The organism is Niveibacterium terrae, from assembly GCF_048213115.1.
GTDB classification, from domain to species: domain Bacteria; phylum Pseudomonadota; class Gammaproteobacteria; order Burkholderiales; family Rhodocyclaceae; genus Niveibacterium; species Niveibacterium terrae.
Window position 1 is genome coordinate 3,486,924 of sequence record NZ_CP172404.1, and the last position, 26,055, is coordinate 3,512,978.

Annotated in this window: 22 protein-coding genes and 1 pseudogene; 11 read left to right on the top strand and 12 right to left on the bottom strand. The window is 64.5% G+C overall.

Annotation, left to right across the window (positions count from 1 at the left end; all coding sequences use genetic code 11):
- Positions 1–455: 455 nt before the first annotated feature.
- Positions 456–1,667, bottom strand: coding sequence for a GGDEF domain-containing protein (locus ACHFB9_RS16140; RefSeq protein WP_417068503.1), 1,212 nt, complete (start codon positions 1,665–1,667; stop codon positions 456–458).
- Between the two features lie 85 nt (positions 1,668–1,752).
- On the opposite strand from ACHFB9_RS16140, the gene ACHFB9_RS16145 reads away from it, so the two are divergent.
- The gene (locus ACHFB9_RS16145) at positions 1,753–4,185 is read left to right on the top strand and encodes a prolyl oligopeptidase family serine peptidase (RefSeq protein WP_417068505.1); all 2,433 of its coding nucleotides are present in this window, start codon (positions 1,753–1,755) and stop codon (positions 4,183–4,185) included.
- A gap of 112 nt (positions 4,186–4,297) precedes the next feature.
- Positions 4,298–5,377 (top strand): substrate-binding domain-containing protein, encoded by a 1,080-nt coding sequence (locus ACHFB9_RS16150; protein WP_417068506.1) that lies wholly within the window; start codon positions 4,298–4,300, stop codon positions 5,375–5,377.
- A gap of 32 nt (positions 5,378–5,409) precedes the next feature.
- Here the strand turns inward: ACHFB9_RS16150 and ACHFB9_RS16155 are convergent, their stop codons facing one another.
- Positions 5,410–6,282: a helix-turn-helix domain-containing protein gene (locus tag ACHFB9_RS16155; RefSeq protein ID WP_417068507.1), complete on the bottom strand. Its 873-nt coding sequence runs from the start codon at positions 6,280–6,282 to the stop codon at positions 5,410–5,412.
- 160 nt (positions 6,283–6,442) lie between these two features.
- Between ACHFB9_RS16155 and ACHFB9_RS16160 the strand changes: the two genes are divergently transcribed.
- The 3 genes from ACHFB9_RS16160 to ACHFB9_RS16170 are packed head-to-tail and all read left to right on the top strand — an operon-like array spanning position 6,443 to position 9,029.
- A complete protein-coding gene (locus tag ACHFB9_RS16160) occupies positions 6,443–6,748 on the top strand; it encodes a SemiSWEET transporter (protein WP_417068509.1) in 306 nt (101 codons plus the stop codon).
- A 35-nt stretch (positions 6,749–6,783) separates the two neighbouring features.
- Positions 6,784–7,581, top strand: coding sequence for a Cof-type HAD-IIB family hydrolase (locus tag ACHFB9_RS16165; protein WP_417068510.1), 798 nt, complete (start codon positions 6,784–6,786; stop codon positions 7,579–7,581).
- Positions 7,582–7,592: 11 nt separating this feature from the next.
- Positions 7,593–9,029 (top strand): glycoside hydrolase family 1 protein, encoded by a 1,437-nt coding sequence (locus tag ACHFB9_RS16170; RefSeq protein WP_417068512.1) that lies wholly within the window; start codon positions 7,593–7,595, stop codon positions 9,027–9,029.
- Here ACHFB9_RS16170 and ACHFB9_RS16175 read toward each other — a convergent pair.
- The 4 genes from ACHFB9_RS16175 to ACHFB9_RS16190 all read right to left on the bottom strand — a co-directional run bounded on the left by ACHFB9_RS16175 (position 9,026) and on the right by ACHFB9_RS16190 (position 12,746).
- Positions 9,026–9,277, bottom strand: coding sequence for a hypothetical protein (locus ACHFB9_RS16175; protein ID WP_417068513.1), 252 nt, complete (start codon positions 9,275–9,277; stop codon positions 9,026–9,028). The two genes, ACHFB9_RS16170 and ACHFB9_RS16175, sit on opposite strands and share 4 nt — an antisense overlap.
- An 81-nt stretch (positions 9,278–9,358) precedes the next feature.
- Complete coding sequence (locus tag ACHFB9_RS16180) at positions 9,359–11,209, bottom strand: diguanylate cyclase domain-containing protein (protein ID WP_417068515.1); 1,851 nt, start codon at positions 11,207–11,209, stop codon at positions 9,359–9,361.
- On the bottom strand, positions 11,206–12,000 hold the full coding sequence (locus tag ACHFB9_RS16185) for a substrate-binding periplasmic protein (RefSeq protein WP_417068517.1): 795 nt from the start codon (positions 11,998–12,000) through the stop codon (positions 11,206–11,208). The genes ACHFB9_RS16180 and ACHFB9_RS16185 overlap by 4 nt, the downstream gene beginning before the upstream one ends.
- A 224-nt stretch (positions 12,001–12,224) precedes the next feature.
- Positions 12,225–12,746 (bottom strand): cysteine hydrolase family protein, encoded by a 522-nt coding sequence (locus tag ACHFB9_RS16190; protein WP_417068518.1) that lies wholly within the window; start codon positions 12,744–12,746, stop codon positions 12,225–12,227.
- A 105-nt stretch (positions 12,747–12,851) separates the two neighbouring features.
- Here ACHFB9_RS16190 and ACHFB9_RS16195 point away from each other — a divergent pair, with 105 nt between their 5' ends.
- Positions 12,852–13,799: a GlxA family transcriptional regulator gene (locus ACHFB9_RS16195; RefSeq protein ID WP_417068520.1), complete on the top strand. Its 948-nt coding sequence runs from the start codon at positions 12,852–12,854 to the stop codon at positions 13,797–13,799.
- A 221-nt stretch (positions 13,800–14,020) separates the two neighbouring features.
- Here the strand turns inward: ACHFB9_RS16195 and ACHFB9_RS16200 are convergent.
- Positions 14,021–15,223, bottom strand: a pseudogene (locus ACHFB9_RS16200) (MFS transporter); the annotation flags it as partial.
- 106 nt (positions 15,224–15,329) lie between these two features.
- On the opposite strand from ACHFB9_RS16200, the gene ACHFB9_RS16205 reads away from it, so the two are divergent.
- The 4 genes from ACHFB9_RS16205 (at position 15,330) to ACHFB9_RS16220 (ending at position 19,518) form a co-directional block, all read left to right on the top strand.
- The gene (locus tag ACHFB9_RS16205; RefSeq protein ID WP_417068521.1) at positions 15,330–16,241 is read left to right on the top strand and encodes a helix-turn-helix transcriptional regulator; all 912 of its coding nucleotides are present in this window, start codon (positions 15,330–15,332) and stop codon (positions 16,239–16,241) included.
- Positions 16,242–16,312: 71 nt separating this feature from the next.
- Complete coding sequence (locus tag ACHFB9_RS16210; RefSeq protein WP_417068523.1) at positions 16,313–16,948, top strand: LysE family translocator; 636 nt, start codon at positions 16,313–16,315, stop codon at positions 16,946–16,948.
- Positions 16,949–17,069: 121 nt separating this feature from the next.
- Positions 17,070–18,281: a class I SAM-dependent methyltransferase gene (locus ACHFB9_RS16215; RefSeq protein WP_417068524.1), complete on the top strand. Its 1,212-nt coding sequence runs from the start codon at positions 17,070–17,072 to the stop codon at positions 18,279–18,281.
- Between the two features lie 13 nt (positions 18,282–18,294).
- Positions 18,295–19,518: a class I SAM-dependent methyltransferase gene (locus ACHFB9_RS16220; protein ID WP_417068525.1), complete on the top strand. Its 1,224-nt coding sequence runs from the start codon at positions 18,295–18,297 to the stop codon at positions 19,516–19,518.
- Here ACHFB9_RS16220 and ACHFB9_RS16225 read toward each other — a convergent pair.
- Positions 19,478–19,612 carry a hypothetical protein gene (locus ACHFB9_RS16225; protein ID WP_417068526.1) on the bottom strand — a complete coding sequence of 45 codons (135 nt, stop codon included), beginning with the start codon at positions 19,610–19,612 and terminating at the stop codon, positions 19,478–19,480. The two genes, ACHFB9_RS16220 and ACHFB9_RS16225, sit on opposite strands and share 41 nt — an antisense overlap.
- Before the next feature lie 186 nt (positions 19,613–19,798).
- A complete protein-coding gene (locus tag ACHFB9_RS16230; RefSeq protein WP_417068527.1) occupies positions 19,799–20,707 on the bottom strand; it encodes a LysR substrate-binding domain-containing protein in 909 nt (302 codons plus the stop codon).
- A gap of 90 nt (positions 20,708–20,797) precedes the next feature.
- Between ACHFB9_RS16230 and ACHFB9_RS16235 the strand changes: the two genes are divergently transcribed.
- A complete protein-coding gene (locus tag ACHFB9_RS16235) occupies positions 20,798–21,811 on the top strand; it encodes a zinc-binding alcohol dehydrogenase family protein (protein WP_417068528.1) in 1,014 nt (337 codons plus the stop codon).
- Positions 21,812–21,861: 50 nt separating this feature from the next.
- Here ACHFB9_RS16235 and ACHFB9_RS16240 read toward each other — a convergent pair whose 3' ends face one another.
- The 3 genes from ACHFB9_RS16240 to ACHFB9_RS16250 all read right to left on the bottom strand — a co-directional run bounded on the left by ACHFB9_RS16240 (position 21,862) and on the right by ACHFB9_RS16250 (position 26,032).
- On the bottom strand, positions 21,862–24,486 hold the full coding sequence (locus ACHFB9_RS16240; RefSeq protein WP_417068529.1) for an alpha-amylase family glycosyl hydrolase: 2,625 nt from the start codon (positions 24,484–24,486) through the stop codon (positions 21,862–21,864).
- A 293-nt stretch (positions 24,487–24,779) separates the two neighbouring features.
- A complete protein-coding gene (locus tag ACHFB9_RS16245) occupies positions 24,780–25,358 on the bottom strand; it encodes an ester cyclase (RefSeq protein ID WP_417068530.1) in 579 nt (192 codons plus the stop codon).
- A 41-nt stretch (positions 25,359–25,399) separates the two neighbouring features.
- Positions 25,400–26,032 (bottom strand): NADPH-dependent F420 reductase, encoded by a 633-nt coding sequence (locus tag ACHFB9_RS16250; protein WP_417068532.1) that lies wholly within the window; start codon positions 26,030–26,032, stop codon positions 25,400–25,402.
- Positions 26,033–26,055: the final 23 nt, after the last annotated feature.

Consider the following 26,055-nt stretch of genomic DNA (forward strand, 5'->3'; position numbering starts at 1 on the left):
AGAATCCCGCGATCCGGATGCGCCGAATTAACGATTAGGGCTACCCGGCAATACGCCGGACAGTCGAGATAATTGAATCCGCAATGCAGACCGCGCCGGCTTTCTAAAAGGCGAAAACCGGCAAGGCATCAGGAAATTTAATGGGGAATTAAGCAATCCCCGAGGCTCACTCCGGACGGCGGGCGTGTGGAGCGGCACGGATGAAGACCAGCGGATATACGCTCAGACACCATCGGAATGCATTAAAATCAGAGCCATCCGGACAGCGGAGCGCTTCAAACCGTGCAAGGCGAAGGATACGCCAAAGCCCAAAAAACCGGAATAAACAGCGATTCAATCTGCGGCAAAAAAGCGACAGCGCGAAGTGGTTAATAAATGCCAATCGCGTTAACCAGACAATTCACTATGCTGAATTGGTAATCAGATAGAATTGTTTCCGCGCGAAGAATCCGCGCTCAGCCTGCAACCCTGACGCAGTTGCGCCCTTCAGCCTTGGCACGATAGAGCGCCGCATCGGCTTGCTGCAGAAGCTCGACAGGCTTGTGCGCAATTGAAGCCAGCAGGCTCGCCACGCCGAGGCTGACGGTGACGATGCCGGGAGGGTTTCCCGCATGGGGGATTGCCAGAGCCAAGACGGCTTGCTGAATGCATTGCGCGAACTCATGCGCGGCAGCCTTATCCAGATTCGGCAACAGCACGACAAACTCTTCTCCGCCATAGCGGGCCACCTGCTCTCCGGCGCGGCGCCCCGTCTGCGCCAGAAGCTTGGCCAGAGCCTGAAGACAGGCATCACCGGCCAGGTGACCATACTGGTCATTGAAATGCTTGAAGTTGTCGATATCGAGCAGGATCAGCCCCAGAGGGTCTGCGCCGCGCTGAGCCCGATTCCACTCCAGCAAGAGCTGTTGATCGAAAAAGCGGCGGTTGCCGACATGGGTCAGACCATCGGTATTGCTGAGCACCTCCAGCTGCCGGTTCGCGTCGGCCAGCTCACGCGTGCGGACTTCGACGATCCGCTCGAGCTCGCAGTTGCGCTCTTCCAGACGCGACATCGGGTAGACCTCGCCCGCCCCAGCCCTGCCATAGGGAATGGATATTCCGCTGTGCGCGATCTTCCATTCGCCGCTTTCGCAGCGAAAGATCAAGACCAGCCTCGCAACTTCCCGCGACAGAACGTGTTCCGGAATCGGAAGATGGATGTGGAAGAAGGCTGTGACCACGACGACATCGTCAACGAGGTCTTGCAGCGAGAGATCCAGGATTTCGATGCGAATCCGGCCGGGCACCTGCGCGAAGTCTTGGCGGGTTACTTTGACCCATTCGTCCCGGTCGGTGACGAGCTTATCGCTGCTTCCCGCATAACCGCTGAAATTCTCGCTGAAGAGAGCAGTCAGCCGATCGTCGCGCGACGCATACATCTCGATATAGGCATCGAACAAGGAACGAATCAGAAGTTGGCGCTCAACTCGCATAGCTTCGGTTCTGAGCAGGAGGGGATAGATGACCTGCAATGATAAGGCTTGCGCGCGACGGGCCGCCACTGGCGGATACATTCTCCTTCTTGTTTCCGGCCTGACACAATCCGCACAACAAACAGCAACATACTCTACGGCACGAATGTGCCGACGCCCACGCACCCCCTGCTCGGGCCCATCGCCCGGCGACATTCCCAACCGAAAAGGAGAGATCCTCTTGTCTGCCCGCCCCACCCTCATTCAAGGCGCCTTGGCCGCCGGCCTCGCAGTCTGTCTGATGACAGCCCAGGCTGCGCCGGCCTCGCCCGCCACAGGCTATAGCCAGCCCCCGAAGAATGTCCTCGACGTGATGAACGCGCCTTCGCCAGCCCAGCCCCTGGCGAATCCGGCACGCGATCACCTTCTGCTCGTAACGATGCAGGACTATCCGTCGATCGCCCGCGTCGCGACGCCCTTCCTGAAGCTCGCCGGCGTGCGCATCGAGCCGAAGAACCACAGCCGCCACGATACGCGCTCGGGCTACGGCATCACGCCCTGCGTGCGCAGTCTGGATCTGGTCACGGTCGCCGACGGCAGCCTGCGCCACCTCGCCCTGCCTCCCCAAGCCTGCCCGGGCGTGCCCCAGTGGAGCGCGGACGGTCAGCGCTTCGCTTTCGAGAACATCGCCGAAGACTCCGTCGAACTGTGGGTCGGCGAAGTGAAGACCGGCGCCCTGCGCCGCATCCCCGGGGTGCGCCTGAACCCGATGTTCGACAATGCTCTGCAGTGGATGCCGGATCAGAAACGCCTGCTCGTCAAACGGGTTCCGGAAACGTTGGGCAAGGCTCCCGCCCAGCCCGCAGTTCCGCCCGGACCGCGCATCCAGCAGTCCGACGGCAAGAGCGGCCAGAGCAGCACCTACGAGACACGCGACACGCTGACCGGCCCCTACGACGAGCAGCTGTTCGACTACTACGGCCAGTCCCAGCTCGCGCTGGTCGATGTCGCGAGCGGCAAGGTCGCAAACATCGGCAAGCCCGCGCTCTATACCGATCTGGATACGGCGCCCGACGGCCAGCACCTGCTGGTCAGCAAACTGCGCCGTCCCTATTCGTATCTGGTGACCTACGAGCGCTTCCCGCACGACGTCGAAGTCTGGCAACTTTCGGCCAAGGCTCCGGTGATCCACGCGATCGCGTCCCTGCCCCTGGCCGAACGCGTCCCGGTCCACGGCGAACCGCTCGGTCCGCGCGATTTCGCGTGGCGCCAGAACGAAGCCGCAACGCTGGTCTGGGCCGAAGCGCTGGACGGCGGCGACTGGCAGGTCAAGGTTCCCGCTCGCGACAAGGTGATGATGCTGCGCGCGCCGTTCAAGAGCGCTCCGCTCGAGATCCTGCGCACCGAACAGCGCTTCGCCGGCTTCTCCTGGGGCGAGCGCCCGGAGACGGCGCTGCTGACCGAATTCGATCAGAACCGCCACTGGACGCGCGGCTTCCTCGTCAATGTCGATGACGCGAAGCAACCGCAGCGCCTGCTCTGGGATCTGTCTACCGACGAGAAGTACGCGAACCCGGGCCACCCGGTCGCGCGCCGCCTCGCCAACGGCGCGATCGTGCTGCGCCAGCAGGGCGAGGAGATCTTCCTCGCCGGGGCTGGCGCCTCGCCCGCCGGCGATCGCCCCTTCCTCGACAGCCTGAACCTGAAGACCCTGCAAAAGCAGCGCCTCTTCCGCAGCGACGCGACGCGTTACGAGCAATTCATCGGCTTCGTCGGCGCCGGCTCCGAGCACCTTCTGACCTGGAGCCAGTCGCCTGTCGAACCGCCCAACGCCTTCCTGCGCACGCTCGGCGCGCGCAGCGAAGCGGCGGCGGGCGAAGCGGTGTTCAGCTCCGAGCGCAAAGCGGTGACGCACCAGGCCGATCCGACGCCCGAAGTCAGGGCGATCCAGAAGCGGCTCGTCAAGTACAAGCGCGCCGACGGCGTCGATCTGTCCTTCACGCTCTACACGCCGCCGGGCTACAAGGAAGGCACCCGCGTGCCGACCATTCTCTACGCCTATCCGCTCGACTACGCGGACGCGGGCGCGGCCGGACAGGTGAGCGGTTCGCAGGCGACCTTCACGCGCCTGCGCAACTACCGGCTGCTGCTGCTCGCCGGCTACGCGATCATCGACAACGCGGCTTTCCCGGTCATCGGTGACCCCAAGCGCGCCTACGACAACTATATGGAACAGCTGGTCGGCGACGCGAAGGCGGCGGTCGACGAAGCGGTACGCCTGGGCGTCACCGACCCGGACCGGGTCGGCGTAACCGGCCACAGCCACGGCGCGCTGATGACAGCGAACCTGATCGCCCACTCCAGCCTCTTCCGGGCCGGCGTCGCGACCAGCGGCTCCTACAACAAGACGCTGACGCCTTTCGGCTTCCAGAGCGAACGTCGCTCGGTCTGGGAGGCCCCCGAGGTCTACCAGAAGGTCTCGCCCTTCTTCTACGCCGACAAGATCAAGACCCCGCTCTTGATCGTACACGGCGAAGACGATGCGAACCCGGGCACAACGCCGCTGCAGGGCGTCAAACTCTTCGAAGCGATCCGCGGTAACGGCGGCACGACGCGCCTCGTGATGCTTCCTCACGAGCCGCACTGGTACGCCTCGCTCGAGTCGAACGAGCAGCTGATCTATGAAATGATCAGTTGGTTCGACAAGTATGTGAAAAACGCTGCTGCGCGTTAAGCCAGAAGCAAGTCTCTCGCAAACCGAAGCCCCGGGAAACCGGGGCTTTTTTCGTCAGGGGACGAAAACCGCCAGCGCACGCCGGGGACTTTCTGTTTCGGAATCCGGATGAATGCGCCAATCAGCCCTATGCTCAGACGATGACAGCGGTGTCTGCGAAGGCTTGAGGAGGTCCACCATGGCCACGCCTGACTCAGAGAAGGGCTTGTCGCAACGAGTGCATTTGAGCGCCGTTCACGCGCTCGGCCCGGCGCTGATCGCACTGCTGTGCGGCGCACCTCTGCCCGCCCGCGCGGCGGAAACCGCGGACCGTCTCGTCAGGCCCCAGCTTCAACGCGTTGGAATCATCGTCCCTTCCGCCGCCAACCCGTATTTCAGCCGGCTCACCCGAGGCGCGATCGACCGCCTGCTGCAGCTCAACCCCAAGGCAAAGGTCAGAACCGCCGACACGGCCTTTTTCCCGACCGAGGAGGCAAAGGCTCTGGAAAAGATGGCGACGGCCCAGGTGCAGCTCGTGCTGCTGGCCTCCGCATGCCGCAGCGGCTGCGGGCAACAGATCGCCGCGGTGCGAGAAGCGGGAATCCTTGTGGTCGCAGTGGATATCGAGGCCGATGGCGCGGATGCGACGATCGCGTCGGACAACCATTTCGCGGGTCAGAGTACCTGCCGCTATCTGGCCGAGCAGATCGGTGGCCGGGGCAAATTCATCATCCAGAATGGTCCGCAAGTCTCCTCAGTCATCCACCGGGTTGAAGGCTGCAAGGAAGCGCTGCGGGAGTATCCGGCCATTGAGCTGCTGGCGGACTCGGAAGATGGGCTCGGCTCGCCATGGGGTGGCAACATGTTGATGCGCGCACACCTGCAGCGTTTCCCGCACATCGATGCGGTTTTCGCGATCAATGACCGCCAGGCCCTGGGGGCCGAGACCGCCGCGCTCAAGATGGGGCGCCGCGAGATGCTGATCGGCAGCGTAGACGGCTCCCCCGAGCTTCTTGAAACACTGACTCGCCCGGGGCTGATCGTGGTTTCAGCCAGACAGGACCCGGCCGCTCTGGGCCGCAAGGGGATAGAGATCGGCAGCGCCCTGCTCAAGGGCAGCTATACCGGCCCGCGCCATATCCTGCTGCCAACCCCGCTGGTCACCCGAGCGCCGGGTGCCGCCCTTCCAAGCCAAACTGAAATCAAACGCTAGCGATTGCGTCCGCAAGAACTTGTCCGGCGGACTCAGATCCGCATCGCCTGAGCCCGCCGCAGACCGTTGCGCCGCCGGTACTCGGCCGGCGTCATGCCCTGCTCGGCCGCGAACTGTTTGTAGAAATTGCCGGGGTTGCGAAACCCGCTCTGCTCGGCAAGCAGGCCGACCGGCAGATGAGTCGAGATCAGCAGGTGACAGGCGTGGCCGAGCCGCAGTTGCTGCAGCACCGCGGTCACGCTCGCGCCGATCTGCTCGCGGAACAGACGCTTCAAACTCGTTGGACTGCTCGCCGCGGCTTCGGCGAGAACCGCCAGCGTGATCGGCTCGCGGTAGTGTTCCTGCAGATAGCCCAGGGCCAGCTCGACCCGGCGGTCGCGCGCACGACCGGCGACCGAGCCGCCGATTCCCCTGGCCTGAGCATCGCGCGGCAAGGCATCGAAGATCCTGAACAGCAAGGACAAGCGATAGAGTCCGCGCGCCTCGTGCAGTTCGTCGAAGACCGGCACCAGGCTCGCAGCGAACCCGGGGCTGAACACGACCCCCTGGCCGACGCCGGCGAGCCAGTCCAGAAAGGGCAGATTCTCAGGCATCCCCGCCCGTCTGAGCTCGGCCAGCCAGTCGCGGGTGAAGAAGACGACCTGGACCTGCTGCACCTCCCGATCCGGCGAAGCCTCCGGTCTGGCATACCAGGTGTGGGCCTGATTCGGCGAGACCAAGGCCAGATCGAGCAGGCCGAATTCGGCAACATCGCTGCCGATGTAGCGCATGCCACGGGCGCCGCGGGTCAGCGTCAGCTCGTATTCGGGGTGATAGTGCCAGAGGAAGGGAACGCCTTGCTCGTAACGGCTCTCGTAGTGCCAGTTCTGCCCCGGCGTCTGGCCAACCACCTGACGTGTCAGCATTGCTCCCTCCCCGACTCAACGGGCAAACACTCTCCGTCGCTCAATCCTATCCCGCTTTTTGGGCTGATAGCGGAGAATATTGGCCTGCGCGGATCCCCTTCGCCCCCGGCGCCGCCTATCATCGGCACAGAGTCCTCATCGACGGCGTCAGGAGAACGCGATGCAAAGCACCTTTCTCGAAGTCCTCGGTTACTTCGCCGGAGCCTGCACGACGCAGGCCTTTCTGCCGCAGATCACCAAGGTCTGGAAGACCAAGCAGGTCAGCGACATCTCGCTGGGGATGTACAGCATCTTCGTGCTCGGCGTCGCGCTGTGGCTCAGCTATGGGCTGTTGCGCGGAGCGCTGCCGATCGTCGTCGCCAACGCGATCACGCTGGCGCTGGCAGGCTCCGTGCTCGTGATGAAGCTCCGCTATGAACACCGCGCCGCCCGCGAAGAGCGAATCCGTTCGGCGCAGCGGCACTGAGACGCAAACCCGCAAACCCTCCCCCGAAGAACTCGATGTACACAACCGTAATTTCCGATCTCGACGGAACACTGCTCAACGGCGAGCACAGGATCTCCGATTTCACGCGCTCGACGCTGCAGACGCTCGTCGAAAAAGGCGTGCGTTTCATCGTCGCAACCGGCCGGCACATGACCGACGTGCAGGGCATCCGCGCTTCGCTCGGCTTCGACTGCGACCTGATCACGTCGAACGGAGCGCTCGCCGCCGATGCGTCGGGCAAAGAGCATTTCGATCACACGCTGTCGCCCGAAATCGCCCGGTGGCTGATCGCTGCGACGCACGAGGACAAACGCTTCGACACCAACGTCTATACACGCGAGAGCTGGTACGTCAATCGCATCAAGCCCGAGCTCAGAGCCTTCCACGCCGAGTCCGGTTTTTCATGCACGGTCGCGGATCTGCAGCGCATGGATCAGAGCCGGATCAACAAGATCTTCTTCGTCGGCGCCCACGAAGTGCTCGCCGAGCTCGAAGTCCGCCTGAAGAGTCAGTGCGGTGCAGACGCGAGCATCACCTTCTCCTTGCCCACCTGCCTCGAAGTGATGGCGGCGAACGTCAACAAGGGCAATGCGGCGCGCGAGATCCTCGAGCACCATGGTGCGAGTCTGGATCAGGCCATCGCATTCGGAGACGGCATGAACGACTATGAGATGCTGACGATGGCATCCCGTGGCTATGTGATGGCCAACGCCTCGCAGCGACTCAAGCAGGCGCTCCCCGGACACGCGCGGGCGGGCCATTGCGACGAGGACGGAGTCGCGCACACGCTGGCCAGGCTGTTCGGGCTCTGAACGAGGAAAAAATGGAACACCGCAAACTCAAGGCATTCCCCGCCGGCTTTCTGTGGGGCGCGGCCTCGGCCGCCTATCAGGTTGAAGGCGCATGGGACGCCGACGGAAAAGGGCCATCGGTCTGGGACGTCTTCGCGAAGTTGCCGGGCAAGACCTTCCAGGGCAGCAACGGGGACGTCGCGGTCGATCACTATCACCGCTTCGCCGAGGACGTCGCACTGATGGCCGAGATGGGGCTCAAGGCCTACCGCTTCTCGGTCAGCTGGCCGCGGATCTTCCCGCAAGGTCGGGGAGAGCCGAACGAGGCCGGTCTCGCCTTCTACGAGCACCTGATCGATACATTGATAGCCCACCATATCGAGCCCGTGCTGACCCTCTATCACTGGGACATGCCCCAGGCTTTGCAGGACGAATACGGCGGCTGGGAAGACCGGCGCATCATCGCCGACTTCGAGCACTACTGCGTGACGCTGTTCCAGCGCTTCGCCGGCAAGGTGAAATACTGGGTCTCGCTGAACGAGCAGAACTACAACCTGACCAACGCCTACCAGCTCGGCACGCATCCGCCGGCCGTCGAGGACCGCAAGCGCTTCTTCGCTGCCAACCACATTGCCTTCCTGGCCAACGCCAGCGTCATCGCGACCTTCCGCCGCCATGTCCCCAATGGCCTGATCGGTCCCAGCTTCGCGTATTCACCGGCCTACCCGGGTTCGAGCGCTCCGGCCGACATGCTGGCTTTCGAAAACGCCGAAGAGCTGACGAACCACTGGTGGCTGGACACCTATTGCTTCGGGCGCTATCCGCAGGCCGCGCTCACATGGCTCACCGAGACCGGCGAGGCGCCGGACATCCTGCCGGGTGACCTGGAAATCCTGAGTCAGGGCCTGCCCGACTTCGTCGGCGTCAACTACTACCAGACGCTCACCTATACCGGCAATGCGCTGGACGGCGTCACACTGCAGAGGATCAACACGACCGGGCAGAAGGGCACGACGCCCGCAAGCGGCATCCCCGGCCTCTACAAGACCATGGCCAACCCCTTCGTCGAGACCAGCAACTGGGACTGGGCGATCGACCCGACCGGTTTGCGTATCGCGCTGCGCCGCCTCGCCAGCCGCTATGCGCTGCCGGTCATGATCACCGAGAACGGGCTTGGCGAATTCGATCAGCTCGTCGCCGGCGATCGTGTCCACGACGACTACCGGATCGCCTATCTGAAGGCCCACGTCGAAGCCTGCCAGCAGGCAATCAGCGACGGCGTGCAGCTGCTGGGCTACTGCGCCTGGTCCTTCACCGACATCCTGAGCTGGCTGAACGGTTACCAGAAGCGCTACGGTTTCGTCTATGTCGATCGCGACGAACGGGACACGCGGGACTTGCGCCGTATCCGCAAGGACAGCTTCCACTGGTACAAGAAGGTGATCGCCAGCAACGGCGAAATCCTCTAGCCGCGGCGAGCGCTCAATACCGTCCGGGCGCAGGCGAAGAGGCGGGAACGGGAAATCCGCACGAGCAGATCCTCAATCGCTATTCCCATGCCGATCAGTGCGAACAGATGGACCAAGGCTTTGGCGGAAAAGAGTTCATCGAGCGCTTCCTGGTAACCAGCCATCTGGAACAGCAGGCGGGTCAGCAGCAATACCGCGACCAGGATCACGATTTTTGCCCAGCGGGACTCGAACTGGAGGATCTGCACGACCGTCACCTCGGCGAAGGAAGGAGGTCATGCTATCACTGCCATGGCGAGGGCTTCCCCCCCCGACCGCCTTCGCCCCGCTCACGAAGATCCGTGCAGCAGGTATTTCCCTTTGCCGGCCAGTTTGGCCCGGTACATCGCCTGGTCCGCGCTGCGCAGCAGCTGGTCGGCTTCGAGCACCTTGTCCTCCGGATCCGCAGGGTAGATGACGACGCCGATCGATGCGGAAACCCGCAAGTCGGCGTCTTCCCACTGGACGGCCTGGGCCGCGGCGGCGAGCAAACGCTTCAGGATCGCATCCAGAGTCTCGAGATCGCCCTGGTCGAGCAGGACCGCGACGAACTCGTCGCCACCAAGGCGCGCGAGCGTGTCCCCTTCCCTGAGCACTTCCTTCATCCGGGCGGCGACGACGCGCAAAAGCTCGTCTCCGGCCTCGTGTCCATGACGGTCATTGACCTGCTTGAATCCGTCGAGGTCGACGAAAGCCACCGCGAGCTTCTGCCCCCGCCGCCTGGCCTGAGCCATGCCCTGGGCGAGGCGATCGGCCAGCAACACCCGGTTCGGCAAGCCGGTCAGGGTATCGTTATAGGCAATACGCAGCAGCTTCTCCTCGTGCTCCTTCAGCGAAGTGATGTTCGAGAACAGCATCACGAACTGGCGGGTCCGCCCCCCCTCGTCCTTGACCGCACCTATGGTCAGCAAGGCCGCGAATTCGCTCCCGTCCTTTCTCCTGCCCCAGATCTCGCCGGACCACTGGCCGTTTCCATTCGCTTCGGCGAGCAGGCTGTCATAGACGACTTCGTGGTGCTTGAGGGGACGGAGCAGCTTCAGGGTCTGCCCGACCGCTTCCTCCCGGGCGTAGCCGGTGATCGCCGAGAACGCGGCATTGACCTCGTCGAAGGATCCGTCCGGCGAGGCGATGATGATTCCCTCGCGGGCATTCGTGAACACGCTCGCCGCGTTGACCCGTGCGAGCCGCGCCGACTGCTCCCGCTGCTCTTCGAGCTGAACGTGGCGGCGGATATGGATCAGCGCGAAAAGGGTGACCAGGATCAGGGTCGGCAGCACCACAGCGGCCAGCGTGATCGCTTCGCGGCGCAGCGGCGCCAGCGCCGCGCTCTTGTCGATCCGGGTCAGCAGGACAAAGGGGTAGAGACTGGAGGCGCGAAAAGCCGTGATGTACTGACGGCCCTGCTCGGAGAGGACCTGCGTGCCGAACTCGCGCTCCGGCAGGCCCAGCCTGGCGAGGACAGAGGCCTCGCGCGCGCCGGGAATGCGGTCCTCGCGCGTGTCGATCAGCGACACCCCGTCGTAGCGCAGCCATTCGACGACCGCAGGCCCGCCCTCGATGCCGTGATTGAAATGTCCGACGAAGTAGTCCGGGTTCAGCGCGATCAGCAAAGCCTGCCCCTTGAGCTCCGCCCCCAGCGAGCGGACGACAGGAATGAATCCGGAGCGCGGATCCGCACCGGCGCGGGCATCGGAGAAGTCCCTGCCGGCCTGCGGCACCCCGATCCGGAAAGACTCTGAACGGCTCGTCCGCGGAAAGAACGGGGTCAGATCGACAACGACACCGAAGTTGTCGCGGTTGGAGCTGGCGACGATCATTCCGGATCCGCTGACCAGAGAGACCGAACGGATGAAGGGCGTATGCAGCAGCGATGCCTTCAGCGTTTCGCCCAGCGTCGTCGTCGGCGCGCCGTGGCGCCGTTTCTCAAGAACCGATGCGGCGACAAGATCGGTCACCTGCAGGGTCCGGGTAACGAAGTCCTCGAAGCTGCGCGTGTGCAGCGCGGCGATGTCGGTCGCCGCGCGCAGGCTGTCCTGCCGGGAATGGAAAAGGATGTAAGCGACGAAGAGCAGCATCGAGCTCTGGAAGATGACCAGAGCCACGATCACGCGCTGCCTGATCTGTCGGCTGCCCGGGCTCATTTAGCGAGGATGGGCAACAAATCGTTCTTTTCGGCCGCGGCGCGGAGCCGCCCGTCGCGTTTGATCTGATGCACGAATTTTTCGACGCGGGCCAGCCACTGCGGATCGCCCCGCCTGAGCGCATAGGCGTAGGAAGTCAGGTGGTAGCCATCGGGCGCTGCGATGAGCCGGGCCCAATCCGCGCTGGCCATCAGGCGCCGGCTGTACGGATAGTCGGTCATCAGGACATCGGCCCGCCCCGAGCGAACCTCCTGTTCGCGGGCGAACGGGGTATCGACGACCAGCAGTCTGGCGTGGGCGAGCGTGTCACGCATCACCTGCTCGTGAAAGGTTCCGCGCGCGACCACGACGACCGCCCCGTCCTGGTCGATGTCCGCCCAGGAGCGGATTCTCCGGTTCGAGCGGGTCGTGATCGCGTAGATGCCGCTGGCGAGATAGGGAGAGGAGAAGGCAAGCTTTTCGCTGCGCGCCGGAGTGATCCCGACGCCGAACATCGCGACATGGCAACGCCCGGACTCGATATCCGCGATCAGGCTGCTGAAGGAGCTGTCGACATATTCGAGGCGCACGCCCAGATCCCGGGCAAAAGCGGCGGACAGCTCGATGTCTATTCCGCTCAACTGCTCGGTCTTGGGGTTTCGGTAAGTGATCCCAAAGTAATCAGGCCAGATGCAGGCCTTGAGGGTTTTCGTAACCAGCACTTCGTCGAGCACGGAGGCCGACGCCCACTGCGCCGCGCCAAGGATCAGCGCGCCGAGGATTGTCGCGAGAAGCGCTTTGCGGGCTTTCACAGAGTTCCCTCACCTTTCATTGCAGAAAGAGGCGCTGGGAGGAGCGCTCAAATCACCGGAGAAACACTCACAAGGCAGGCTGGTACTGCACGATACCGCAAGGACAGCGCTCTGCGCAGCAATGTTCCCATGCCCTTTGTGATTCTGCGTTGCGCAACGCGCGGTGGACAGAAAAAGGGGGCGGTCCGCAGCCGGAACGCCCCTCCTCTCTCGGGGAAAAAAGCTTAGCGTGCCAGCGCTTCCTCGACCGTCTTCAGCGCAACCCGCGTCGACAGTGCATTCAGCGCAAACTTGTGCACCCGCTCGTCGAGCGTCGTGCAGGCATCGACGAGGACCGTGACCGGATAGGGATCGGCTCCCCGCGACAGCGCGGTGTGGGCCACGCAGTTCTGGGTCATCATGCCGCAGATCAGCAACTCTTCGGCGCCGAGCGCCTCCAGCGTCGCTGCCAGAGTGGTCTCGTGGAAGGAATCGGCATAGGCCTTGACCACGACGGGCGCGTCGGACGCCGCGGCCAGGACGGCCGGATGGATCTCGACCCCCTCGCTGCCCGGCACGAAGAAGGATCCGTTCGTGCCCGACTGGTGCTGGACCAGCACGACCGGAATCCCTTTTTCCCTGGCTGCCGCGAGGGCGGCCTCGACGCGCTCCAGCGTCTGATCGGCCTTCCACAGCGGCAGCTTGCCGCCCGGGAAATAGTCGTTCTGGACATCGATGACGATCAGTGCGGATTTCGGCGTTTTCATGTTTCGCTCCTCGTTTTGGACAGCTGCATTCTGGGCGGTGCAGCGCATCCGGGTGAGTGGCCCGAAAGCATATAATCGATGAAATTGGGTCACTCGAGCGTTTCCATGTCCGCCCCCATCGTCGCCGTCCTCGCTTTCGACCGGATCAGCCCCTTCCACCTGTCCGTGCCCTGCCTCGTCTTCGGCTCCCGCGAGAGTCCGCCCAGCGAGATCAGGGTCTGTGCTTGCGAGCCCGGACCGCTGACGACGACGGCCGGCTTTTCGCTCGTCGCCTCCTTCGGCCTCGAAGCGCTGCAGACAGCCGACATCGTGATCGTGCCGAGCTGGCGCGATGCGGCCGAACGAGCCCCGGACGCCTTGCTCGCGGCGCTCGCTGCTGCCCATCGGCGGGGCGCCCGGGTGGTCGGGCTCTGTCTGGGCGCCTATGTCCTCGCCCAGGCCGGGCTGCTCGACGGTCGCCGCGCGACGACGCACTGGGCCTGGGCGGAGGACTTCGCGACCCGCTTCCCGAGGATCAAGCTCGCTCCGGAGGTGCTCTACATCGAAGAGGACGGCCTGATGACTTCGGCCGGCACCGCGGCCGCGATCGACTGCTGTCTTCACATGATCCGCGAGGAGCACGGCGCCGAGGTCGCGAACCGGATTGCGCGCCACCTGGTCGTCCCGCCCCACCGCGAAGGCGGTCAGGCCCAGTTCATCGCCCAGCCGGTGCCGGCGACGCTGCGCGATTCACGCCTCGCCGGCCTGCTGGACTGGGTGCGCGAGCACCTCGCCGAGGCCCACAGCCTGGACAGCCTCGCCGCGCGCGCGCTGATGAGCCGCCGCACCCTGACTCGCCACTTCCGCGAGCTGACCGGGACGACGGTAGCCGGATGGCTGATGCGCGAGCGCCTCACCTGCGCCCAGCGCCTGCTCGAGAGCGGCGATCAGTCGATCGAGCAGATCGCGGCCCTCGTCGGCTTCGGTTCGGCGGTCTCGCTCAGGCAGCAGTTCAAGCGCGCCTTCGGCGTCTCGCCGAGGCTCTGGCGGCAGAGCTGGACGCCCCCCCGCTGATGAGCCCCGGCTGCACAGACGGATGCCCGGCGCACGCTGAACAGCGTACAGGCGGTGAGCACCGACATCAGCGCGCATTCGAGCAGCAGCGCCGCCGAAACCGCGGCGAGGTTTGACCCTGAACGCAGGGCGACCTGTGCCGCAAGGCTGCCGAGCAGGGCCGGGCCCAGCCCCATCGCGGCCTGCATCACCGTCGTCAGCATCGCGCTGCCGGCTCCGGCCTCACGGGGGGGAACATCCTGGAGCCCGATCCGGTAGAAACAACTGACGATCAGGGCCTGGCCCGCGCCGACGAACAGCGTCGCCGGCATCAGGCTGACGACACCCGGATGCGGCCACAGCCAGTTCAGCGTCGCGATCACGCCGAGAACGCCGGGGATCTGGATCAGGCAGCCCACCAGCAGCGTGCGTGTAGCCCCCAGGCGCTTGACGATCCGGGAACTCGCCATCGCCGCGAGGAAATAGCTCGCTCCCAGCACGACGAAGGCATTGCCGGACTGGATCGGGGAGAGCCCGGCGCCCGCCTGCAAGGCGCGCGCGAGCACGAACATGAAGCCGCCCCAGCACGAGAAGAACAGCATCGCAACCAGCAGTCCGAAACGCATGCTGGATAGCCGCAAGAGAGAGGGCGGCAGCAAGGGGTGTGCGCCGCGCCGCTGCTGATCGAGCTCGATCCGGCCCAGCAGCCCGAGCAGAGGCAAGACCGCGGTCAGCAGCGTGGCCCTGAGCCAGAGCGGCGCGGCTCCGAGCGCGAGCGGCAGCAGCAGGCTGACGATCGCCAAGGCCAGGACCACGGTTCCCGGCACATCGACCCGAGCAGCATGATCGCTCCTCGTCTCCGGCACCCGGCGTTCGAGCAGGATCAGCACAGCGGCGCAGACCGGCAGATTGACCAGGAAGACGCTGCGCCAGCCCAGGCCCGCGACGTCCGACGAGACGAGGAAACCACCCAGCACCTGGCCGACGATGAAGGCGAGGCCGCCGATCGCGCCGTACAGACCGATCGCTTGCGAGTGCGCCGCACCGCGCAGACTGACGTGGATCGTCGCGAGCACCTGCGGCACGAGCAGCGCCGCGCCAACGCCCTGCAGGGCCCGGGCGATCAAGAGTTCGGTGATCGAAGTCGACAAACCGCAGAGCAGCGAGGCGATGCCGAAGACGAGAATGCCGCAGCGAAAGACTCGGCGCCGCCCGAAACTGTCGCCCAGCCGGCCCCCCATCGCCAGGCAGACCGCGAAGCACAGGCCATAGAGCGCGACCAGCAGCTCGAGAGCAGTCTCGCTGGCGCCCAGCGCGCGGGCGATCTCGTCGAGGGCGACATTGATGATCGAAAAGTCGATCATCGGCAGGAGCTGCCCGGCGAGCAGCACGGCAAGTCCGGATCGCCCGAGGACGGGTAGGCCGGTATTGGTCGGTGCGTTCATTTTTCTTCTCAATCGAGTCGGGGAAGCGCAGTATTCACCTCTTTTGAGACGGGTAGCAGATCCCTCTTAGACGGGTATAAACAGAGCCCCCCACAGGAAGAGACGGATGGACAGAGCGTTGATCAATACGCGGCAGGACTCGGCGATCAGCGAGTCCGACGATGCAAAACGGCTGACGGAGCTGGGCGTTTTTTTGCGCCAACGCCGCGAGAACCTCGACCCGGCACGGCTGGGCCTGCACCGGGGCGGGCGGCGGCGCACACCGGGGCTCAGGCGCGAAGACGTCGCGCAGCTCGCCGACATCGGCATCACCTGGTACACCAAGCTCGAACAGGGGCGCGCGACGCGCCCCTCGACAAAGGCGCTCGCCGCGATCGCTACCGCGTTGCAGTGCAGTGAGACCGAGACCCGCTACCTCTTCACTTTGGCCGGCCACGGCAGCCCCGGCAAAACCACGGCCCCTCTGTGCGAGCACCTGAACCGCTGCGCCCAGATCATCCTCGACCAGCTCGATCCGCTGCCCGCGATCGTGCAGAACGCGCGTTTCGACATCCTCGGTTTCAACCGGAGCTACAGCCAGCTGCTCGGCATCGATCTCGATGAGATTCCCGCCGGGGACCGCAACTGCATCTATCTGGCGCTGACACATCCGGCCTGGCGGGCCCGCCTCGCCGACTGGGATGAAGTGCTGCCGCGGATGGTCGCGCTGTTCCGGGCCGCGTGGTCGGAGCATCGCGGTGAAGCGCTCTGGGAAGCCCAGCTGAAGCGCTTCCTGGAGACCTCCGACGAATTCCGCACGACCTGGCTGCGCAACGAAGTGCGCGGAATAGAAAACCAGACCAAGCGATTCCGCCATCCCCTGGCCGGCATCCTGAACATGAACCAGACCAACTGGTGGACCGCGCCCAAGAACGGCGATCGCCTGCTCGTCTATGTGCCTGCCGACGAGGCCAGCGAGCACGCGCTGCACAAGCTGGCGAACCTGGAGCCCTTCGTCCCCGAAAACGCTTCGGCCTGAGCATCGACTTCCGTACCCGAACTTGCGCTGAAGAGGGAGAATCGGTGCTCCCCCTCGCTTGATCAGCCCCCATGCTTGGCACACACCACCTCCCGCTGTTCATCGCCTCCGGTCTGCTCCTGAACCTGACCCCAGGTGCCGATTCGCTCTATGTCGCGACCCGCAGCATCGCCCACGGCTTCCGGGCTGGAGCGATCGCCGCACTCGGCATAGGCCTGGGCTGCTGCGTGCATATTCTCGCCGCCGCGGCCGGGCTCTCGGCGATCCTCGCGACTTCGGCCACCGCCTTCGCGATCGTCAAACTCGCCGGAGCCGCCTACCTCGTCTGGATCGGGCTCACGCTGATGCGCAGCGCGCCAGCGGTCGCTCCAGCGCCAACGAAGAACCCGCCGCCCACGGCATCAACGCGCGCGATCTTCAGCCAGGGCTTTCTGACCGACGTTCTCAATCCCAAGGTCGCGCTGTTCTTCCTCGCCTTCGTGCCGCAGTTCATCGCCCCCCAGGCTGGCAACAAGCCTCTCGCCTTCCTTTTCCTCGGTGGCATCTTCGCGCTCAACGGCACCCTCTGGTGCGTCGCGCTGGCCTGGCTCTCGGCCCGGGCCGCTTCGCTGAAGCCGGGCCGTCATGCCGTCGCCTGGCTCTGCCGCGGAATCGGCGCCGTCTTCGTACTGCTGGGCATCCGCCTCGCGCTGGCCGGAAGAAACTGAAGGGCTCGATCAAAGCTCGCCGCCGACCGTGGCAGACGCCTCGCCCGGGAACCGGACGAGGCATCTTCCTGCTGTCCATTGGGCTATAAATTCGGGATTGCCCGGATCAGGAGCGGACGGGATGTGGGAGAGGAATCTGGCGCGCTGGGCGGAGCAGCTGCGGCCGCGGATCGCAATTCCGGCCAGGCTGGCGCTCTGGGACGGTCGCGAGTTCGATTTCGGACGTCACGGAGAACCACGCGTCACGCTGCGCGCGAATGACGCGAGCGCGCTGGCCTACCTGCTCCAGCCCAGCCTGGACAGGCTGGGCGAAGCCTATGTGCGCGGCAAGATAGACATCGAGGGGCGTGTCGCCGACGCGATCGAACTCGCCTTCGATCTCGCGCACAGCGCCAACAGCCGCCTGGATCAGATCGGTGGCGTGCTGAGCCGCTTCAGCCACAACCGCAGCCGGGACGCCGAGGCGATCGCCTACCACTACGACGTTTCCGATCAGTTCTACGCAAGCTGGCTGGATCCGGAGATGGTCTATTCCTGCGCCTACTTCGAGCGCGGCGACGAGGACCTCGCGACCGCGCAGCGGCAGAAAATCGACCTGATCCTGACCAAGCTGAAGCTCGAACCCGGTCAAACCCTGCTCGACATCGGCTGTGGCTGGGGCGCACTGGTTCTGCGCGCCGCCGAGCACTACGGCGCTCACTGCGTCGGCATCACGCTGTCGCGCAACCAATACGAACACGCGCGCCAGAGGGTCGAAGCCGCAGGCCTAGCCGACCGGGTCGAAATCCGCCTGCAGGACTATCGGGATGTGCACGGGCAGTTCGACCGGATCAGCAGCGTCGGCATGTTCGAACACGTCGGCCTGAAGAATCTCCCCGCCTATTTCAACCGGATCAACGCGCTTCTGGCCGACGACGGCCTGGCGCTGAACCACGGCATCACGACCAGCGACCCCGAAAGCCGCGATACCCCCTTCGGGGCCGGCAGCTTCATCGACCGTTATGTCTTCCCGGGCGGAGAGCTGCCCCACCTGAGCCTGGCGCTGAGAGCCGCGCAACAGGGCGGGCTGGAAGTGCTCGACGTCGAGAACCTGCGCCGCCACTACGCCCGCACCCTCGCGCTGTGGTCGCACAACTTCGAACAGAACCAGGAGGCGATCCGCGAACTGGTCAGCGATCCGATTTTCAGGATCTGGCGCGTCTATCTGATCGGCTGTGCGCACGCCTTCGAACACGACCTGATCGCGATCTACCAGATCCTCTGCCACAAGGCCGGCCGTTCCTCCGGTCAGCTGGACTGGTCACGTCGCTACATGTACGCGGAGCACCGTTGAGGCGCAGACAGACATGCTTCACAGGCTGATCCGGAAAATCGTCGACGGCGTCGCCGAAGGCCAGAAATACCATCTGCGCGTGGTGTTTGCGGATGGCTCGGAGCACCACACCACGGCCATCGGCGAGCCGGATGTCACGATCGTCTTCCGCCGCCGCGCCGCCGAGTGGCGGATGATCCTCGGCGGGATGTTCGAATTTCTCGAAGCCTATTTCAGGGGTGACATCGACATCCAGGGCGAGCAAGGCCTGCGCAAGCTGGTCAATCTCGGCTACCAGAAGCCTTACGGCCGCTTCGAACATCCGCTGACCTGGGTGAAAAGACGGCTGCTGGAGTGGCGTCAGAACAATGCCGATGTCGCGCAGGCCAAGCGCAATGCTTCCTTCCACTACGGCTTGCCGACCGAGTTCTTCCACCTCGTGCTCGGCAACACCTATGGCTACACGGAAGGGTTCTGGAAGGCGGAAACCACCTACCTCGACGAGGCGCAACACAACAACTTCGAGCGGATCTGCCAGAGGCTGCAGCTCAAACCCGGCGACAAGCTGATTGAAGTCGGCCCCGGCTGGGGATATCTGGCGAGGCTGGCGGCCGAGAAATACGGGGCCGACGTGAGCTGCTACGGCCTCGTCAAAGCCCAGAACGAGGGCATGCGCAAGGTTCTGGCCGAGTCGGGTTTTCACGGAAAAATCTCGCTGTTCGAGAAGGACCACCGGGAACTTGAGAATGAACCCGATGCCTACGATCGCTTCGTTTCGGTCGGCGTCCATGAGCACGCCGGACGCGACTGCAACGAAGCCTGGATACGGAGCATCGCCCGCGGCCTTCGCCCTGGCGGAATCGGCCTGATCTCGGCAACCTTCAACATCCGCAAGCGGCCGACCAACTACTGCACGATCAAGCACATCTTCCCCGGCGGCTACATTCCCGGCCTCGCCGAAACGCTGACCCTGATGGAGAAATACGGTCTGGATCTGCTCACGGTCGAAAACCGCTCCTACCACTATCACCGGACCGTGGAGCAGTGGTTGAGGAATTTCGAAGCGAACTGGGAGCGGATCCGCGCGCTCGACCCGCAGCGCTTCGACGAGAAGTTCCGCCGCTGTTGGCTGTTCTATCTGGGCGGCGCCGCCGAGACTTTCTCGGCCGCCAACGAGATCATCAACTGCTACCACCTCACTTTCGTGAAGGGGCATTTCACGCGACAAGGGCAGCGAAACTCTGCTGCAGGTGTTTGACCAGCGCCCGGGCGCGGGCCGGGATGAAGCGGTTCGAAGGCAGGATCGCGTTGAGCGGAACGCTCTCGCCGCGCCAGGCGGGGAACAGGCGCACGAGCGCTCCGCTGGCCAGAGCCTCGGCGGTATCGAGCTCGCGAGCGGATCCGCGCGCTCGACCCGCAGCGCTTCGACGAGAAGTTCCGCCGCTGTTGGCTGTTCTATCTGGGCGGCGCCGCCGAGACTTTCTCGGCCGCCAACGAGATCATCAACTGCTACCACCTCACTTTCGTGAAGGGGCATTTCACGCGACAAGGGCAGCGAAACTCTGCTGCAGGTGTTTGACCAGCGCCCGGGCGCGGGCCGGGATGAAGCGGTTCGAAGGCAGGATCGCGTTGAGCGGAACGCTCTCGCCGCGCCAGGCGGGGAACAGGCGCACGAGCGCTCCGCTGGCCAGAGCCTCGGCGGTATCGAGCTCGCTCTTGTAGGCGATCCCTCTGCCCTCTATCGCCCAGCGCTGGACGATGCCGCCGTCGTCGGCGGTGCGCCGCCCGCCGACGCGCACCTTGAGCGCGTCGCCCCCTCCTTCCGGCCAGAAGGGCCAGAGCTGCTGGCGGCGCTGGCGGATCACGAAGCTCAGGCACTCGTGCCCGGCCAGATCCTCGGGGTGCAGCGGAGTGCCGCGCTCGGCCAGATAGGCGGGCGAGGCGACCGCCGAGCGGCAGGCCTCAGCGATCGGCAGCGCGACGAGACGGCTGTCCCTGGGCTCACCGTAGCGCAGCGCGACATCGACCTGGTCGCGGACGACATCCTGGACCGCATCGCCGACCGACAGCATCAGCTCGACGCCGGGGTGGGCATCGAGAAAGCCATCGAGCATCGGCAGCATCGTCCGCCGCACGAGGTCCGACGGCGCGGTGACGCGCAGACGCCCGCTCAGCGTCCCACTAGCCTCGGCCAGCGCGGTCGCACCTTCGTCGAGCAGGGACAGGGCCCGCTCGCAGTAGCCGAGCAGCACTTCGCCCTCGCTCGTGATGCGCAGCGAACGGGTCGTCCGCTCGAACAGCCGGACCCCCAGCCGCGCTTCGAGCTTCTTCAGCGCCGCGCTGGCCGCCGCCGGCGTGATCTGCAAGGCCCTCGCCGCCGCGCTCAGCGAGCCCCGGCGAGCGGTCTCGACGAAAACGCGGGGCTCTTCGATATTTTCAAATCTCATTTGATTAAGAATGAATTGAACGCTGGCTTATCAAGCGCAGATTGAAACACCACAATCTCTGCACTGCCAAGTCAAACAAAGGAATCACAGATGAAAGCCGTCGCCTATACGCATTCGTTGCCGATCAGCGATCCTCGGGCGCTGCAGGATATGGACTTGCCCGACCCGCGGCTCGAATCGCCGCACGACCTGCTGGTTCGGGTCAGGGCGATTTCGGTCAATCCGGTCGACGCGAAGGTCAGGCTGAACCGTTCCCCCGAGCCGGACCACCCGGTCGTGCTGGGTTGGGATGCGGTCGGCACCGTGCTCGAAGCAGGCTCACAGGCTTCCGGCTTCAAACCCGGAGACCGGGTCTTCTACGCAGGCGACCGAAACCGCGCGGGCAGCAACAGCGAGCGGCAGATCGTCGACGCCCGCCTGGTCGGCCACGCACCGACTTCGCTGAGCGATGCTGAAGCGGCGGCGCTGCCGCTGACCTCGATCACGGCCTGGGAGCTGCTCTTCGAGCGTCTGGGTGTCGCCCGCGACGGCGGCGAGGGGCAGAGCCTGCTGATCGTCGGCGCAGCCGGTGGCGTCGGTTCGATGCTGATCCAGCTCGCGCGTCGGCTGACCCGCCTGAAGGTCATCGCGACGGCCTCCCGCCCCGAGAGCGCGCGCTGGGTCACCGAGCTGGGCGCGCATGCCGTGATCGACCATCATCAGCGTCTCGCTCCGCAACTCGCGGCACTCGGAATCACAGAGGTCTCCATGGTCGCGTCGCTGACTCATACCATCGAGCACTTCGACGACTGTGTCGAGGCGCTCGCCCCTCAAGGAAAACTCGCGCTGATCGACGACTTCCCGGCCCTGGACGTGATGAAGATGAAGGCCAAGAGCCTCTCGCTGCACTGGGAGAGCATGTTCACGCGCAGCCATTTCCAGACCACCGACATGGCCCGCCAAGGCGAGATCCTCGACGAGATTGCGCGCCTCGCTGACAGCGCTCGCCTGCGCACAACGCTGACCCGCTCGCAAGGCAGCATCTCGGCCGAAAACCTCAGGCATGCGCACGAGTTGATCGAGAGCGGAAGATCGATCGGCAAGCTGGTGCTTGAAGGTTTCTGACGAAAAAGCGCACCCCGCGGGGTGCGCTTTGGGCGGTCAGTGACGGCGAATCAGGGCAGAGTGATGACCTGGGTCGCGTCGAGGACCAGCGGATCGGTGGCAGCGCCCCCCCAGAAGGACCACTGCTGGGTGGTCGGAGAGAGGCCGCGATAGCCGCCGTCGTAGTCCCAGGTAGTCACGTAGATCTTCGCACCGGACAGCGAGGCGGGCTTGCCGAGCGAAGCATCGGTCAGCGTGAAGCTGACCGTATTCGTCGTCTTGTCCACCTGGATGCTGGCGGCCGGCGAGACGGTCGTGCCTTCGCTGCTCGTCGAAGCGCCGCTCGACGAGAACAAGGCATTGGACCAGCCGTGGGCGCGGATCCGGTAGTTCCAGCTCATCCCGTCAGGCAGGCTCGCGTTCTGCTGCGGCATCACGCTCGTCCCTCCCGCCTTGCCCGGGAGCTGGATGAAGATCGTGAAGGCGACGTGGTCGAAGCCGTTCGAAGGATTCCAGGTGCTGGTCACGAGCGGAGTCTGGATGTCTATCTTCATCGAACCGCCGGCCGTCGCCACGGTCACTTTCCGGATGTCGCCCTGATGGTTCGTCCCCCAGGAATCGTCGCTCGGATAGTGATAGGCGCCAGTCGGCCCCGTGTCGTCGCCGGCCGGATCGTCGATCTGGGCCACCTGGACGAAGGGCCGGTCGACGTAGAAAGTGCCGCTCGCCGAGATCGCTCCGCTCTCCTCGCTCCACGCGACGAGGCTGTGACGGATGCTCGAATCGATCATCGTGCTGGTGTCGACGCTCGCCGACCAGCTGCCGTCGGCGGCCGGGGTCACGCTCTTCGCGTTCGCGAGGTCGCCATCGACGACCAGCTTGAAACTCGCGACCTTGCTCGACGTGCCGGAAACCGTGAAGTCACCAGCCTCGGTCGTATCGGTCAGCGCGCTCATCGTCAGAGTGCCGGTCGCGGCGGCCGGAGTGCCGGTCTTGCCGCTGGCGAGCCAGACGTAGGCGGCACGGGCGGGCAGGCGAAGCGTGAACTGGCCGTTGCCGTCGACGACGACTTTCGGCGCGGTCCCGTTCATCGCGAAGGCGGCGGTCAGCTCCGAATTCGCGGCGAGACCGGTTGCCACATTGTCGATCAGCACCTCGCTGTCCGACGTGTTGTAGACGACGACCGCAGTCTGCCCCTCGTAGTCCATCTTGTACGCGAAGGCTCCCGCCGAAGCGGCATTCTCCTTCAGCACGGTCGGCGTGCCGCGCGAGAACACCTTGTTCGACTTGCGCAGCTGCGAGACCTGGGCGATGTACTGGTACAGGGGCGCGCTGGTGTCGAAGTGATCCTTGTCGTCGGACTTGTAGCCGCCCTTGAACATCGCGCCGCGCTGCTCGGTGAAGGCCTGTTCGGTGCCGTAATAGATGACCGGGATGCCGGGCAAAGTCATCATCATCAGCAGGTTCTGTTTCAGGCCGTCCTGCGAGCCACCGCTCAGGAAGCGGTTGACGTCGTGGTTGTCGAGGAAGGACGGCATCAGATGGGGCCTCTTGTGCATGGCCATCATCTGCCGGATCCGGTAGCCCAGCTGAGCCGTCGCCTGACCGCGCGCGAACACGTCGCCGGCCGTTCCGTAAAGCGGGAAGTTGATCATCCCGGGCAGGATGTCGCTACCGTCGGACGGATCCGTCATGTAGCTGTCGATCTTCTTCTCGTAGGTGTTCTGATAGGCCTTGTCGCTCGCGAAGCCTTCGCCGAACGCGAAGAAATTGGAGCGGCCGGTCGCTTTCGCAGTGGCCATCACACCGGGGTTGGCCTTGTCGCCCGAATACAGGAAGTCCTTGAAGAAGTCCGGCTCGACGTAGAAGGCCGTATCGATGCGGAAGGCATCGACGCCGACGCTCTGGATCCAGTAGTCGTAGCTCTTGCGCAGTTCGTCGCGCACAGTCGGATTCGTCGTGTTCAGGTCGTCGAGGTCGGAGAGCTGGTAGGTCTTCTCCTGGACCGCATTGCTGTAGTCGCTGATCGCCGGCGTCCAGTGATAGATGCCCGCCTTGACGTTGGCCGCAACGCGCGGATCGTTCTGGCTGAACAGAGCCTGGGTCGGCGCCGAGCCAGGTTTGGAGCCGGTGTTCATGACCAGGCCCTTGGTCGGATCGTTCGCGTCCCAGCCGCTCGGGTAACTGAAGAAGTTGCCCGTGTGATTGACGACGACGTCCTGCATCAGATACATGCCGGCCTTGTGCAGCGAAGAGGACAGATGCTTGTAGTCGTCGAGCGAGCCCATGTGCTTGTCGACTTCCATGAAGTTCGACGCCCAGTAGCCGTGATAGCCGCCGTAGTTGGTCTGCGGATCCCACCACTGGTTCGCGACCGGAGGCGTGACCCAGACCGTCGTCGCCCCCAGCCCCTTGATGTAGTCGATCTTCTGCTCGACGCCCTTCAGGTCGCCGCCCGAGTACTTCGAGCCGTCTTTCGGGTCGTACTCGCCCGCGCCCTGATCGTTGTTCGTCGGATCGCCGTCGTTGAAGCGGTCGGTCATCACGAAATAGACGATCTGATCCTGCCAGTCGGGCGAAGCCACATGCAGCTTCAGATCCGTATCCCCACCGCTGTTGCTGCTTCCACCGCAGCCGAACAGCGCCAGCGACAGCGCCAGAACGCTCAGCGCTCCTCCGCTTTTCTGATACCTCATCGCAAAACTCCTCCAGGTGAACAGGGCGGAGCGATCCGCCGTCACGGACGACGGCGCAGACAGGGATCAGGGAGCGGAGCGAGTCAATTCAACGGAGAGCAGGCTGCGCTTCCGGCCTGGTCCAGTCCGAGCCGGGTCCATCTTTGCGAGCCTGCATGGGGAATCCATGCTTGATTATTTTTATGATGCAATTTGTATTACTTATTGCTGGCGCGAGCATATCGGCGCCCTCAGCAAAAGGCAAGCGCGGCGCGGCTCCTCCTGAGAGGGGCCGCGCCGCGCTTGCCGAACGCTTACTGCGCCAACCCGAGCTGCTTCATGAAGGACTGGTTGTCCCACATCAGCCACTCTTCATCCATGACGCCCGCCTTGTTCCAGTGGCCGATCGTGACCATGCCCAGCTTGTAGGTCTTGCCGGTCGGCTCTATCGACTTGCCCCCACCGATCGGCATCGGCTTCGTGAACGTGCCTTCGATCGCGCCCGAGACCGCGGTCCATTCGCCCGAGGCGATCCGAATCGGGTGCTCCTTGATCCGGGTGTCCGGCGCAAACACGAACATCCCCTTCAGATCTTCGATGTGTGCGGCAATCCCCTTCGTGACCCGGCCATCCGGCCAGTGCACCGTGATGTCCTGCGCGTGGCTCTTGCCGAGTTCTTCCCACTTCTGACCGCTGTAGACGTTGAAGTCGAGGTCGTCGAAGTTCGCGAGATGGGCCTGCTCGGTCTTGCGGGTCTGGGCAACGATGCGGACCTGCTGCTTCAGCGCGGCGATCTGCGCGGCATCGGCGCGGGAGGAAGGCTGTGCCAATGCAAGGCCGCTCGTTCCGGCCAGCAGAGCAACAGCAAGGGTGAGTTTGAAAGCGTTCCTCATTTTCTTCTCCGGAATTCGTTTGTCGGTGCGGCTTGCGCGGCTCAGGCCTTGTGGATCCAGGTCGGCGCGATCGCGGTGCCCAGCCCAGCGCCATAACCCAGATAGATGTTCAAACCGGCCAGCGGCTCGAGGTAGCGGGCGTTCTTCAGCGGACCGGCATCGATCGTCGCAAAGCCCATCCCCTCGGCCAAAGCAGTCACAGTCTTCTTCGCTTCGACGTCATCGGTGGCGACAAAGACGCTAAGCGTCTGCCCCTTGCCAAAGTCGGCCCCACCGTCCAGAGCCTGGGCGAACACCGTGTTGAAGGCCTTGACGACGCGGGCGGCGGGGAAGGCAGCGGCGATCTCCTCGCCGGCCGAAGTCGTGTGGCCCAGGGTCAGACCCATGTAGTCAGCGGTCAGCGGATTCGTGATGTCGATGATCACCTTGCCCGCCAGGGTTCCCAGCGCCTTGAGCGCCGGCACCGCGTCGGGAAAAGCGGTCGCGACGACGAAGAGTTCGGAATCCCGGGCGGCGGAAGCGGCCTCGGGCGCCTTGACGCCGGCGAAGCGGCTCGCCAGAGCCTGGGCTTTCGCGTGATCGCGGGCGACGACGCTGACTTCATGCCCCGCGGCGGCGAGCTGTTTGACGAATGCGGATCCCATGTTGCCGGCGCCGATGACTGTGACTTTCATGATCAATCTCCTTGTCGAGCTTC

Excerpts from the sequence above, each read along its gene's own strand:
- ACHFB9_RS16145 (WP_417068505.1), top strand. The coding sequence starts at position 1,753 with ATGACAGCCCAGGCTGCGCCGGCCTCGCCCGCCACAGGCTATAGCCAG.
- ACHFB9_RS16195 (WP_417068520.1), top strand. The coding sequence starts at position 12,852 with ATGTCCGCCCCCATCGTCGCCGTCCTCGCTTTCGACCGGATCAGCCCC.
- ACHFB9_RS16160 (WP_417068509.1), top strand. The coding sequence starts at position 6,443 with ATGCAAAGCACCTTTCTCGAAGTCCTCGGTTACTTCGCCGGAGCCTGC.
- ACHFB9_RS16205 (WP_417068521.1), top strand. The coding sequence starts at position 15,330 with ATGGACAGAGCGTTGATCAATACGCGGCAGGACTCGGCGATCAGCGAG.
- ACHFB9_RS16230 (WP_417068527.1), bottom strand. The coding sequence starts at position 20,707 with ATGAGATTTGAAAATATCGAAGAGCCCCGCGTTTTCGTCGAGACCGCT.
- ACHFB9_RS16245 (WP_417068530.1), bottom strand. The coding sequence starts at position 25,358 with ATGAGGAACGCTTTCAAACTCACCCTTGCTGTTGCTCTGCTGGCCGGA.
- ACHFB9_RS16170 (WP_417068512.1), top strand. The coding sequence starts at position 7,593 with ATGGAACACCGCAAACTCAAGGCATTCCCCGCCGGCTTTCTGTGGGGC.
- ACHFB9_RS16190 (WP_417068518.1), bottom strand. The coding sequence starts at position 12,746 with ATGAAAACGCCGAAATCCGCACTGATCGTCATCGATGTCCAGAACGAC.
- ACHFB9_RS16155 (WP_417068507.1), bottom strand. The coding sequence starts at position 6,282 with ATGCTGACACGTCAGGTGGTTGGCCAGACGCCGGGGCAGAACTGGCAC.
- ACHFB9_RS16250 (WP_417068532.1), bottom strand. The coding sequence starts at position 26,032 with ATGAAAGTCACAGTCATCGGCGCCGGCAACATGGGATCCGCATTCGTC.
- ACHFB9_RS16220 (WP_417068525.1), top strand. The coding sequence starts at position 18,295 with ATGCTTCACAGGCTGATCCGGAAAATCGTCGACGGCGTCGCCGAAGGC.
- ACHFB9_RS16215 (WP_417068524.1), top strand. The coding sequence starts at position 17,070 with ATGTGGGAGAGGAATCTGGCGCGCTGGGCGGAGCAGCTGCGGCCGCGG.
- ACHFB9_RS16180 (WP_417068515.1), bottom strand. The coding sequence starts at position 11,209 with ATGAGCCCGGGCAGCCGACAGATCAGGCAGCGCGTGATCGTGGCTCTG.
- ACHFB9_RS16150 (WP_417068506.1), top strand. The coding sequence starts at position 4,298 with ATGCGCCAATCAGCCCTATGCTCAGACGATGACAGCGGTGTCTGCGAA.
- ACHFB9_RS16235 (WP_417068528.1), top strand. The coding sequence starts at position 20,798 with ATGAAAGCCGTCGCCTATACGCATTCGTTGCCGATCAGCGATCCTCGG.
- ACHFB9_RS16210 (WP_417068523.1), top strand. The coding sequence starts at position 16,313 with ATGCTTGGCACACACCACCTCCCGCTGTTCATCGCCTCCGGTCTGCTC.
- ACHFB9_RS16140 (WP_417068503.1), bottom strand. The coding sequence starts at position 1,667 with ATGTCGCCGGGCGATGGGCCCGAGCAGGGGGTGCGTGGGCGTCGGCAC.
- ACHFB9_RS16165 (WP_417068510.1), top strand. The coding sequence starts at position 6,784 with ATGTACACAACCGTAATTTCCGATCTCGACGGAACACTGCTCAACGGC.
- ACHFB9_RS16240 (WP_417068529.1), bottom strand. The coding sequence starts at position 24,486 with ATGAGGTATCAGAAAAGCGGAGGAGCGCTGAGCGTTCTGGCGCTGTCG.